The sequence below is a fragment of the Caldicoprobacter guelmensis genome (assembly GCF_016908415.1).
Classification (GTDB): Bacteria; Bacillota; Clostridia; order Caldicoprobacterales; family Caldicoprobacteraceae; genus Caldicoprobacter; species Caldicoprobacter guelmensis.
This window is the reverse complement of the sequence record NZ_JAFBDW010000007.1, coordinates 1-12,709: the sequence shown is the minus strand read 5'-3', so window position 1 is coordinate 12,709 and position 12,709 is coordinate 1. Positions and strand designations below refer to the sequence as shown.

10 protein-coding genes are annotated in these 12,709 nt (G+C 45.4%); 1 reads left to right on the top strand and 9 read right to left on the bottom strand.

Going from position 1 to position 12,709, the window contains the following annotated elements; all coding sequences use genetic code 11:
* Positions 1–103: 103 nt before the first annotated feature.
* Positions 104–313: a copper ion binding protein gene (locus JOD02_RS11545; RefSeq protein WP_204489211.1), complete on the bottom strand. Its 210-nt coding sequence runs from the start codon at positions 311–313 to the stop codon at positions 104–106.
* Between the two features lie 138 nt (positions 314–451).
* Entirely contained in the window at positions 452–2,914 is a 2,463-nt protein-coding gene (locus tag JOD02_RS09940) for a heavy metal translocating P-type ATPase (RefSeq protein ID WP_204489210.1), read from the bottom strand.
* A 457-nt stretch (positions 2,915–3,371) separates the two neighbouring features.
* Here JOD02_RS09940 and JOD02_RS09935 point away from each other — a divergent pair, with 457 nt between their 5' ends.
* Positions 3,372–4,529 (top strand): aldo/keto reductase, encoded by a 1,158-nt coding sequence (locus JOD02_RS09935; RefSeq protein ID WP_204489209.1) that lies wholly within the window; start codon positions 3,372–3,374, stop codon positions 4,527–4,529.
* A 231-nt stretch (positions 4,530–4,760) separates the two neighbouring features.
* On the opposite strand, the gene JOD02_RS09930 is transcribed toward JOD02_RS09935, so the two are convergent.
* From JOD02_RS09930 to JOD02_RS09900, 7 genes are all read right to left on the bottom strand, one after another.
* Complete coding sequence (locus JOD02_RS09930) at positions 4,761–5,447, bottom strand: vitamin B12 dependent-methionine synthase activation domain-containing protein (RefSeq protein WP_204489207.1); 687 nt, start codon at positions 5,445–5,447, stop codon at positions 4,761–4,763.
* Between the two features lie 115 nt (positions 5,448–5,562).
* On the bottom strand, positions 5,563–6,420 hold the full coding sequence (locus tag JOD02_RS09925; protein ID WP_204489205.1) for a damage-control phosphatase ARMT1 family protein: 858 nt from the start codon (positions 6,418–6,420) through the stop codon (positions 5,563–5,565).
* Between the two features lie 17 nt (positions 6,421–6,437).
* The gene (locus tag JOD02_RS09920) at positions 6,438–7,874 is read right to left on the bottom strand and encodes a glucose-6-phosphate isomerase (RefSeq protein WP_204489204.1); all 1,437 of its coding nucleotides are present in this window, start codon (positions 7,872–7,874) and stop codon (positions 6,438–6,440) included.
* 105 nt (positions 7,875–7,979) lie between these two features.
* Positions 7,980–8,693 carry an acyl-CoA thioester hydrolase/BAAT C-terminal domain-containing protein gene (locus JOD02_RS11540; RefSeq protein ID WP_204489202.1) on the bottom strand — a complete coding sequence of 238 codons (714 nt, stop codon included), beginning with the start codon at positions 8,691–8,693 and terminating at the stop codon, positions 7,980–7,982.
* An 84-nt stretch (positions 8,694–8,777) separates the two neighbouring features.
* Positions 8,778–9,194, bottom strand: coding sequence for a secondary thiamine-phosphate synthase enzyme YjbQ (locus tag JOD02_RS09910; RefSeq protein WP_204489201.1), 417 nt, complete (start codon positions 9,192–9,194; stop codon positions 8,778–8,780).
* Positions 9,195–9,242: 48 nt separating this feature from the next.
* Positions 9,243–11,621 (bottom strand): DNA internalization-related competence protein ComEC/Rec2, encoded by a 2,379-nt coding sequence (locus tag JOD02_RS09905; protein ID WP_204489200.1) that lies wholly within the window; start codon positions 11,619–11,621, stop codon positions 9,243–9,245.
* Between the two features lie 147 nt (positions 11,622–11,768).
* Positions 11,769–12,506 (bottom strand): MBL fold metallo-hydrolase, encoded by a 738-nt coding sequence (locus tag JOD02_RS09900; protein ID WP_204489199.1) that lies wholly within the window; start codon positions 12,504–12,506, stop codon positions 11,769–11,771.
* Positions 12,507–12,709: the final 203 nt, after the last annotated feature.

Genomic DNA, 12,709 nt, shown 5'->3' with positions numbered 1-12,709 from the left:
CAATACAACCAATGTCGTGGAAAATAGTAACAGTTTCCGTTAGTTCCCCTTCTGAATATGTGGTTACAATAAACCGATGCCGACAAAAATAAATCGACAAAAACTATTCTATCTTTACAACTTCGTATCCTGCCTCTTCTATTGCATTCTTTATTTCACTATCATCGATCTGGCGGTCTGCTTCAACAATGGCATATTTGCCCTTTAAATCCACGTCAACCGTTTTCACGCCGGATATTTCCTTAAGCGCCTCGGTAACATGGTTTACGCAGTGTTGGCAGGACATTCCCTCTATAAACACCTTCTTCTTCACAGAAACACCCCCTTCCAAAATTTTTTCCAAATCGTTAAGCCTCTTTACTCCTTTGGCACTATTCTTTGATGTCATTCAAAAATCGGTGATACTCCAAAATCAAGCGTTAAACTATCGGCTTAATGCAAATTGTGCATATTAATCCAGTGTGGGCTTAAACCTTCTAAGCCTCAAGGCATTTGTCACAACTGACACCGAACTTAAGGCCATGGCCGCTGCCGCTATCACCGGATTCAGCAGAGGTCCACCGAACAGGTGCAATACGCCGGCTGCTATGGGAATACCAGCAGTGTTGTATGCAAAGGCCCAAAACAAGTTTTGCTTGATGTTTCTGAGAGTGGCCTTGCTAAGCTGAATGGCCGCCGGTACATCCATCAGATCGCTTTTCATAAGCACTATATCGGCCGATTCCATTGCTACATCAGTTCCAGACCCTATGGCAATCCCTACGTCTGCTTGTACCAGAGCAGGAGCGTCATTGATGCCATCACCCACCATTGCGACCTTCCTGCCCTGCTGCTGAAGCTTCTTAACTTCGTTGGCCTTGTCTTGAGGCAGCACTTCGGCCAGCACCATGTCGATACCCACTTGCCTGGCAATGGCTTTGGCGGTTCGAACATTATCGCCCGTTATCATCACTACTCTTATGCCCATCCTGTGCAGATGTCCTACGGCTCTTTTGCTTGAAGGCTTTATGACGTCGGATACCGCTATGATGCCAGCAAGACTGCCATCCACGGCGACAAACATAGGAGTCTTACCCTCTTCGGCCAGCTTGTCGTACTCCTGCTGAAGTGTGACCTCAATATTTCTATCCTCCATGAGTCTCTTATTGCCCAAAAGGACCTGCTTGCCCTGTACAAATACCATAATGCCCTGCCCCGGTATGGCTTCAAAGCTCTCTACTTTAATAAGCTCCATATTCCTTTCCCTGGCGCTGTTTACAACTGCTTCGCCCAGTGGATGCTCGGAGCCCACTTCGGCTGAAGCCGACAAGCGCAGAAGCTCATCCTGGCTGATCAAACCATTGGTTATGATGTCTGTCACCTTTGGCTTGCCCTCAGTGATGGTACCTGTCTTGTCCAGCACCACGGTGTCAATCCTGTGTGCAGTTTCAAGTGCCTCACCGCTCTTTATGAGTATCCCATGCTCGGCCCCTTTGCCGGTTCCCACCATGATGGCGGTAGGGGTCGCAAGCCCAAGGGCGCACGGGCAGGCTATCACCAGTACCGATATGAATATCGTGAGGGCAAAGGCTACCGATTCACCGGCCAGCGCCCATGCAACCGCTGCAATCATGGCTATGGCTATCACCATCGGCACAAAGTATCCGGATATAATATCGGCCAGCTTGGCTATTGGCGCCTTTGACCCTTGTGCTTCCTCCACCAGCTTTATGATCTGGGCCAGCACCGTATCCTTGCCCACCTTTGTTGCCCTCATCTTTATGGTCCCGTTCTTATTTATGCTGCCCCCTATCACCTTGCTACCGGGAACCTTCTCTACAGGAATGCTCTCGCCGGTCAGCATGGATTCATCCACCGAAGTCCTGCCTTCGATAACTTCTCCGTCAACCGGAATTCTGTCACCCGGCCTGACCAATAGTACATCTCCCACTTCAACTTCTTCTACGGGTATGGTGATTTGCTGGTCACCGTGTATAACCACCGCCGTGCTGGGCGAAAGGTCCATAAGCTTTCTTATGGCTTCGGAAGTCTTACCTTTGGCTATCGACTCCAAGTATCTGCCAAGCAAGATCAATGTGATTATCACGCCGGCCGATTCAAAATACAAATTCCGGGTATATTCGGTATACCCTGAGGCTATCTTAAACACGGCATAAATGCCATAGAAGAGTGCCGCGCTGGTACCCACAGCTATCAAAGAATCCATATTGGGATGTCGCCTTACTAGATTGCCAAACCCCACCACATAAATCCTGTAGCCGGCCATTACAATAGGGATGGTAAGCAACAGCTGAACCAGTGCAAAACTTATAGGATGCATATCGGGCATGATAACCTCGGGCAGCGGCAATCCCAGCATATGCCCCATAGCGATGTACAAAAGCGGCACTGCAAATATTATGGATACTGCCAACCTGGCCCTCAAATCTTTAAGCTCCTTTTGACGCCGCAACCTCTCCCGGTCCAGCCGCTGCTCCCCCTCCTCTGCTTCCAGCGGTCTATACCCCGCCTTGATGATTGCCTGTTTTATCTCTGACAACCGTACTATGGCAGGATTATATACTACTTTGGCCTTTTCGGTTGCCAGATTGACGTCTGCCTCATCAACGCCCGGTAGCTTCCTTATTGCCCTTTCAATTGCCTTTGCGCAGGCGGCGCATGTCATCCCGCCTATAGGAATGAGCACTTCTCTCCTGTTTGGCTCATCATCCTGCACTCCATATCCGGCTTTTTCAACTGCTTCTTTTATCCTGAGCAAATCCACTTTGCCCTCATCAAACTCCACCGTTAGCTTTTCGGTGGCAAAATTCACGTTGGCTGACTTTACCCCATCTATTTTGCTAACGCTTCTCTCAATAGCCTTTGCACATGCTGTGCAGGTCATCCCGGTAATGCTGAAGGTTTGCTTTGCCATAAAATTTTCACCTCTTCATTTATTTTATCCCTACGTCAAGTTTTCTCCACGACTGACAACCACAATTACCCCCCACCCTATATGGGGTAGGATGTTAATGTTATTATAATCTTCCTTTTCTATGTTTGTCAATACATGAGTTTAAAGTTATAAAATTTTACACAAAACATGTTTTACAGAACTAAATTTTGTTTATAAAAATAGTTATAGAGTAAATGGGGCACAGAGGAAGGTGATATCATTTCTACCAAGCGGAGGCCCGAACTAGAAATCAACATTGAGGAGATAGATACGTGGTAAATTGGATTGTAACTCATATTGGAGGGGCCGATGCCGAATTTGCTGCTCATGTTAAATCCTTGAAAATCAGGGATAAACAGCACTGACTTTTGTCCCAATTAAATTTAATATAAATTAAAAAAAACCAATAACAATTGCAAGGAGGGAATAATGTAAGATGTATTACAGGGAATTTGGAAATTTAGGGTTTAAAGTTTCAACGTTTGGCATGGGTTGCATGCGGTTACCTCTTCAAACACAGCCCGATGGTTCAAAAGATTACTCAGCTATTGACGAAGACGAGGCTATCAAGATGATTAGGTATGCAATAGACAACGGCGTCAATTACATAGATACCGCTTACCCCTATCACGGCGGCAATAGCGAAATAGTGGTAGGCAAAGCTTTGAAAGATGGATACCGTGAAAGGGTGAAACTCGCTACCAAACTTCCTATGTGGAAAGTGGAATCCTACGAAGATTGTGAAAAACTACTGGACGAACAATTATCAAAACTTCAGGTTGACTATATTGACTTCTATTTGCTGCACGCCCTGGATAAGGAACGATGGGAAAAAGTGGAAAAATTTAACATATTGAAGTTCCTCGATAAAGCTGTCGAGTCTGGAAAGATAAAATATCCCGGCTTTTCATTCCATGACCAGTTGCCTATATTTAAGGTGATAATAGACGCATATGACTGGAAGATGTGCCAGATTCAGCTCAATTTCCTGGACGAAAACTATCAGGCAGGAGTAGAAGGCATGCGATATGCCGCCTCCAAAGGAATACCTGTGGTGATAATGGAGCCGTTGAAGGGTGGTAGGCTGGCTCATAACATCCCTAAAGACATTCAACAAATATGGGATAGTTTCAGCATAAAACGTTCTCCAGTAGAATGGGCATTCAGATGGCTATACAACTTTCCTGAGGTTACAGTCATCTTAAGCGGCGTTAGCACCATGGAACAGCTGAAGGAAAATATCGAGATATTTAAAAACGCTGCACCCAATTCAATGACACAGGAAGAACTTGAGTTGATTGCCAAGGTAAAAGCCGCTTATGAAAGCAAAATAAAAGTAAGCTGTACATCTTGTAATTACTGCATGCCCTGCCCTTCGGGAATCAATATACCTAGGATCTTTAGCCTGTACAACAACGCTTCCATGTACGATGATATTGAAGGGCAAAGCAGGGAGTATAAGAAACTTATTGAGGAAAAAGCCGATGCCTCCAAATGTGTAGAATGCGGCCAGTGCGAAAGCGCCTGTCCACAGGGTATACCTATAATAGAGAAGCTCAAAGAGGCACATGATGTGCTGACACAAATATCATAAAAATAAAAATCGGGTTTATCGAAAATTCCAGATAAATGTAGGAGCTCCTTTCTGATTATGTTTTCATTCTATTCAGAAAGGAGTTCCGCTATTTTATTCCCCGCCCACCAGCTGTCTTGCGAGAGTAATCGTGCAGTTCTTCTGGGCCAACCAAACTGACCTCCACAAGGAAGTTATAATGTGCCAGCAGTGCGGCCAGTTCATCGCCCATTGTGCGGTATTGGTTTGAAACTAAATTTGTACTCCATAAGACTTAGCAAATTCCGGGTCATAAGGCACCCTTCTGCCAGGACAGTTCTCCCTCCTGCACAGCTTACAATTCTCAAAACCAACCTCGGTGGCAAAGCGTATACCAGATACAGATTTCATGGGCAGCATTAAATAACTTTCAGTAAGTTCCACACCTATATACCTCTTGGGGTCATCAAGTATCTGAAAAAGCTGTTTCTGCTGGTTTATTGGCCAATCCTGCAACGAACCAGGGTTCATGCTGGTGGTCTTGCCTGGGCGAAAATTCTCATGAAGATGCCTTTCAAAAGCCTTTAATGCTTCAGCCAAGGCCATTTCTTTAATACCATCTGCCCAATAGCTCTCTAAAATATCGTCTATGCTGTCGGACCATTCATCCAGCTCAGTGCCACAAGTCACGATATAGGGAAATACCTTGTAGACTTGCTCCAGGTTGGTACGAAGTATGCGACTGGTCAGCTTTACCCCATCTACTATTACGAAATCCTCTCCCTTATCTTCTACATAGGCTTCCTTGTACAAAGCTTTTGGCCTACCTATCTTTTCGGCCTGATGTGCAAGTGCTTCTACCTTCGCCGCATCCTGACTACCCGGCTGCAGATGAAATCTTTTAAGCAGCTTGTCAACATCCACCTTCCACGAAATATTATCCAATACTATCAATGCCATATTATATCCCCCATTTTCAAAAATAATCAGAAAAAGAGCATAACCATACACCACACCATAACATACCTTCAACAAAGGGTATAGAGATGTTCTGCGACGATTGTCCAACGCTCTCTCATCTCGCAAAGAACACCACATCACCCAGCGCTGCTCCTGCAGCCTTTGCCACTTCATCACACTTTATTTTGAGTAAAAAGAATACCCTGTCCCGTGCCATTTCATGTTGCTCAAGCGATTCAAAGTTGGCCTGCCCCTTTGATATGACCAGTGGAGCCTTGTACAGCGCATCAGCAAGCTCACGAGACATATGCTTAAAGCTTATGCCCAGAAACCTCGAACCGCTGGTGATGACATTTGCTACTTTATCCATACCCACATAAATAGCGTCTTCCATGGTTGAATCATTGAGCACAGGGCCCTCTTTGACAACGTATGTCACCCTTTTACCCAAATTTACCAGTTCTTCTACCAATATCTTGTCAAATACAATCTCTCCTGCATTGTCACCTAAAAACAACACTTCATCTACCTTCTCCAGTTTTTGCTTAAATCTATGGTAATGGTCTTTTGAAAAGCCAGTATCCAGGCTGTACCGAAGCTCTCCCTCGACATCAAAACTCCTCCTTATGCCAAGGTCAATCACATTCCCTGCCACCGCTATCTTAAGAGCAGCGTACGGCTTGTCTTCATATCCCTCCAGCATTCGCTTCAACTGCGGGTATAATTCAAGTGCCAAGTCATTCGATTGCCTTTTTATCTCTTTATAGGGGTCATCTATCCCCATGAGTTCATATGTCTTCAGAACCACATATGTGGAATTCTCGGCAGGAGTAGCTTCTCTGTCAAGCCCCTTCACATAGTCCATGAGCTTAAAGAGTATCTCGTGTTGAGCGTCTTCGTCAATCCCAGCCATTCTCATACACGACACAGCCTGTTTCAGATAGCAATGCATGCAATCAATTGTAGCTTTCAACCCTCCACTTCCCCCTTTTATATTATATACTCTTTGCGCTTTTTAGGCCTGTTTTCCAGTTCTGCCTTTTTCTCCTCATAGCCTGGACGACCCATCAAAGCGTACGTGGCGTTCTTGCCTTCTTCTACTCCCGGCTGGTCAAACGCATTGATGTTGAGCAGCTCCCCGACAAAGGCCGTTTCAACTTCCAGCAGGTAAAGCAGCTGCCCCACTGTGAAGGCGTTAACCTCGGGCAATATAATAGTCCTATTCATTCGTTTAGCCTTGTAAAGCGCATATTCAGTAGCTGTCTGCTCAGCATGTAAGAGCTGTCCTAGAGTGTGACCTCCCAAAAACGAAACAGCAGGCATGTCATCATATCCTTTAGGTATATCAATCTCACTGCGGAAATTCTCTACTTTTATAAATGTTATGACCTTATCGAAAGGCCCTTCAGTGTACAGCTGTATCTGGGAATGCTGATCAGTGACACCCAGCGCTTTTACAGGAGTTTGACCAACGTATACTTCCCTACCCTCAACGTCGTATTTCTTGCCCAGGCTTTCAGCCCACAGCTGTGCATACCAGTCGGCCATATACTTCAAGGAATCGGCATAGGGCATCATGACCGAGATGTTCTTCCCCTGTTTCATGGCGATATACTGAAGGACAGCTGCCATATAAGCCGGGTTCTCAAATACGTCATCTTTGCTGCACAGCTCATCCATATAAGCTGCCCCTGCCAGCAGCTCCTCGATATCGATACCGCATACAGCCGCCGGTAAAAGCCCAACAGGTGAAAGCTCGGAGAACCTGCCTCCTACACCAGCAGGGATGTAGAAGGTCTTAAATCCTTCCTCCCTGGCTATACGGATGAGATTGCCCTTCTCAGCGTCGGTGGTGGCAATAATTTGCTGGCGGTAGTTGTCACCCACGGCTTCTTTCAGCATATCCCTTACAATCAAAAATTGAGCCATAGTCTCAGACGTACTGCCAGACTTTGTTATCACGTTAAATACCGTGCTCTTCACATCGATTATATCAAAAAGAGCCTTCATACGCTCAGGGTCTATATTATCCACCACATAAAATCTTGGACAACCGTTTCGCCTTTCTTTTGGCAACTCGTTGTAATGTAGGTGATTCAACGCTTGATGTACTGCTATGGGGCCCAAAGCCGACCCGCCTATGCCCAAAACCACAAAGCATTCAAACTTCTTTTTTATATCCTCTGCAGTCGCTAAGATATCCTTGACCACCTCGGCCTGAGTATACGGAAGGTCCATCCACTCGATTTTGCCAGACTTTCTCTTTTCCTTTAAAGCCTCGATAGCAACCTTTACCTTTGGCTGTAATGCAAGGATCTGCTCCTTGTTTATACCGTATTTCTCTCCGAGCATATCCGACATCATGTTGTTGTAGTCAAACCTGATTCTCATATTTGCTCTCCATCCGGCATCTTCAAACCTTCTCATGAGTATCCTACTCCTTTCATTTATTTTGCTGTTTAAACATAAAACAAAAGTAAGACTCACCAAAAAAGTCATAAGCCCAAGAGCGCCACCTTATCAAACCATGAATCAGATATAACCTTCCATCAACATCCTATTTTCTACGCTCTTTTGAATAAATTGATGCATCCTAATAAACACCAACGGACTTTCACAGTCAAGGAATATAAAGTGCCCTGATTTAGGGAAATACTGTATCTCCTTATTTTGCCCCAGAAAGCTATCATATATATAAGAGGCACTTTTCCAGTCCACGATATCGTCTTTTTTCCCTTGTATCACCAAAAGAGGGCAGCGTAGCCTGTACAATACTCTTTTGACCTGATTAAGTAGCCTGTTAAACCCCACCAAACGGCACAAGGCTAAGACGATTATTCTGTTAAAATAGGAGTTGCCACCCTTTACACCTTCACGGCATACTGTATCCAAAAATCTTTTGGCATCACTCAGATATATAGGGGTATTTATGGTTATCAAGGCATCTACCATATACCTTTCAGCAAGAAGTATGCCTATCAACCCTCCTACTGATATGCCTATGACCACCACATAATCGTATTGCTTGCAAAAATCCTTAAAATCCCTTTCAGCCCTGTACAGCCACTCCAAATAGGCGTCAACGTTAAACAGCCTTACAGATTCAACTTTTATGCCAATCCCGCAACGGTATGTACTGTAACCCTGTTCCTCAAGATAACTACATAGAGTTTCCACGCCAAATTGGTCACCGTTGATGCCGTGAAGGATAAAACACCCCACCCTGCCGTTTTTATAAAACACCACTGCCGCTGCCCTCCTTCCATTTTAGATTAACCAAACATATTTTAGCATACACAAAAAACGCCTTCTATAGACAATTATTCCCATTTATTCTCCTATGATCTTTACAAGCACACGTTTGCGCCGTTTCCCATCAAACTCGCCGTAAAAGACCTGTTCCCAAGGCCCCAGGTCGAGTTTCCCATCGGTAATCGCCACCACCACCTCCCTACCCATTATGGTGCGCTTCAAATGCGCATCAGCATTATCTTCAAACACGTTATGCCTATACTGTGAATATGGTTTCTCGGGGGCCAATTTTTCCAGCCATTCCTCAAAGTCCTGATGAAGCCCTGGTTCATCATCGTTTATGAACACGCTAGCGGTGATGTGCATGGCATTGCACAACAACAAACCTTCCTTTATCCCGCTCTCCCTCACGCACTCTTCCAAGATAGGGGTAATATTTATGAAATCGCGCCGCTTGTTTACCTCAAACCAAAGCTCTTTCCTATAACTTTTCACTTTCTTCCAACCCTCCCTCCTCATCCTTAGTTTCTGTCTTTCATGTTTTTACCATTCATTTGCCATCCACCGTACCCGCCATTTTGTCCCCTTATAACTAGCTATGACCGCCCCGTGAAAGTCATTTCGCAGCACCCTTATTCCTCTATCCTCCAACCTCTGTATCACGTCTGGATGTGGATGCCCAAAAGCGTTTTTCCCCACCTGTATAACTGCCAACTTAGGCTTTAAAACCTCCAACCATTCGTGAGTAGAGGAGGTGTTGCTACCATGGTGAGCTACCTTCAATATATCTATCGGCATATTCCACTTCATTGTCAAGTATTTTTCCACATCGGCTTCTATATCCCCTGTAAACAGCACAGCGGCATCGCGATAGCGAAGCAAGACTACCAACGAACGATTGTTATCGCCCCTCTCAAATAATGCTTCAGGCTGCTTCCCCTCTGCATCAGGATACACCACATCGAGCCTAACATCCTTACCAACCTTATACGATAAGCCAGAATAAGCATACACATTTTTAATACCTTTCTCCCGCACCAACTCCTTAAGGCGTATGTAGTTATCGCTTTTCTCCCCAGGCGGATACTCCATAAAAGCCTTCACAGATATGTTTTCTAGCACCGCAATCAACCCACCTATGTGGTCATCATGGGCATGGGACATGACCACCAAGTCAAGGTCCCCCACGCCATTCTTCAGCAAAAACGGAACCACGATGTCCTCACCTACGTCAAAGGTACCTGTATAATCTTCACTTTTTCCTCCTCCATCTATCAAAATGTGCTTTTCATCAGGAGTCCGTATGTATATGCAGTCGCCCTGGCCTACATCTAAAAACACCACCTCTAGGTCATTATCCACCAAAGGGGTCAGCATACCGACTAACAACAACATTATGGCCATCGCCCCGCACCAGAGTAGAGGCTGCTTCATCCATCCCGGCTTCTCCGGCGATAAAAACCAGACGGCCAGGTAATAGCACATCATAAAAAGCAACGAAGGCGATACAACGCGGATAAAAGCCCACGGGATGGCCGTAAAAATCTCATTCCCCTTCACCAACAAAAAGCACAAAAATTTTAGCACCGGCCCAACGAAAACCCCTATACCCGGAACCAGCAAAGCTCCCACCATCAACGCAAAACCAATTAGAATTATAATCCCTGACAGCGGCACCAAAAACAAGTTAGCAATCAAGGCAACTATCGAAAAATTGTTGAAATAATACGCTATGATGGGCCATACCCCTATCTGGGCCGACAGGGTAACCGCTACACCAGCCCCCATCCAGCCGGGCAAAAACCTCAACCACTTTTTAAACCGCTCAGCAAACAAGATGATACCCACAACCGCCCCAAACGAAAGCTGAAACCCCACATCAAACAAGTCCAAAGGCCTAAACAACAATATCAAGAAGGCGGCTAAAAAGAGGTTGTTGAACATATCTGGTTCTCGTCCCACCGCCTTAGCCCCTAGAAGTAAAACGGCCATAACAACAGCCCGTACCACCGATGGAGCAGCACCCACCATGGCACAGTAAAGGCACAAAAGGCATACCTGAAAGATAAATGCCTGCCTTTTTGTAAGGCAAAGCAGCCCAGCAATAGACGACAGGGCAGCCGCAATAAAACCCACATGCAGCCCAGATATGGCAAGCACATGAGAAAGTCCTGTAACCTGAAAGTCCTGCTGTATCTCTGAAGGCAGCAACCACTTCTGACCCAACAGCATGGTCTTTACCAGAGCACCCTCATCCCCACCCACATATCTGTCAAACACAACCTCAGTTCGGTTCTTTAAACCATAAATAAACGATTGCACATATGGGGTGTTACCCACACCCGTCTTTTTTATATTATACGACTTTACCGACATAATGTTATATATCCCGCGCCTTTGCAGGTACGTCCTGTAGTCAAACCCCTTGGGGTTGCGTTGCCCTGGTGGCTCTTCTAGCCTACCCCTTATCTCTACAATATCCCCATAGCTGTAGCTTGGCCTCTCCTTTTGTTGGCCTTCGGGATAAACATTAACCTGAACCTTGGTCTTTACATCTCTCCTATCCCCATCCGCTACAACCGAAAACGTCTCAACCACATATATATTCCGCTGCTCATCATATCTCGGGCTCTCCACAATCTGTCCTCGTATCTCCACAATCTTACCCGTGAAATCCCTTAATGGATTTAAGATATTCTGCTTTGCGAGTACAGCTAGAATACCCAACAGGCCAAACAAGACCAATAGGGGTATAAGGCCAGTATCGTTTTTACGTTTCCTCACCCAGGCAATAGCGGCTACCAGGACGGCTACCACAATTACAACCAACGCAAATTCTTTGCCAAGCCTTGTTCCCACCACAATCCCAACGATATAGGCCGATGTCAGCCATATCGCTGGCCGTTTCACCCAAACCGTCAAGGCCCATAAAACCCCTTCCATCCATTTTGGTAATGCCAAAATAATATGTCTTTGCCCCTCTTTTATACACCAAAATCGGATTTTAGCTGATTATATACAAAACAAGCTGTTCCTCATAACACACGCTCTTTCACGCAAAGATAGGTCTTATACCTCGTACTCCTTCATTTCCTGGGCAATGAATGCTGCTGGATAGAGGGCTGCAGCCTCAGCCAATACATCGTTTTCATCGTACCACGGCCATATATGGGAAAGCATGAGCTGCTTTACATTGGCCTTGGCAGCTATAAGCCCAACCTCCCGCGCCGTAAGATGTGGCACGTTTGGGCTGGTCTTATCCTTCTCCAGTAATCCCGCATCGGCAATGAGGAGGTCAGCTTCGCTGGCAAAGGTTTCTACCCTTTCGTTATAATTAGTATCGCCGGTGTATACTACTGTTTTATTTCCCCCTGTAATTTTCATCCCAAAACTCTGGACCGGGTGTGTCATTTCCTGGAAATAAAACGACAAGTCTCCTATTTGAAGCTGCATACCATTTTGAATGGCGTGTATATCAAATACATTTTTGAAAAACATCCTCTCATATTCATCTTTGGGATTCTCGGGAAGATACACAGGAAAAGGTTTGGGCTCTCTGAGGCCGCGAGCATTTAAAATGTCGAGAGCATAACGCAACACCATAATATCCGACACATGGTCGCTGTGTAGATGTGAGATGACAATGGCATTCAATTTGTCAAGGGGACAAATCTGCTGAAGTCGGCTAAGCACCCCGTTGCCGCATTCCACCAACACCCTGGTATCTCCCTGCTCCACCAGATATCCCGAGCAGGCCCCCGCTGCAGCCGGAAATGGCCCGTATTTACCAAGCACTGTGACCTTCATGCACATCGCCCTCCTCCCTGGCTTATTTTTCCTCAAAATTCTCTATTATATATCAAATATTAGCATATTTTGCTACACAAGTGAAGGAAAAGGCACCACAAAAAATTTTCAGAAGTTTCGCAAATTAATGAATAAAAACGGCGTAATCCTTTGATATTTAGAGGTTTAGAAAGGATAATACTCGAAATATGTAAATTCCGATT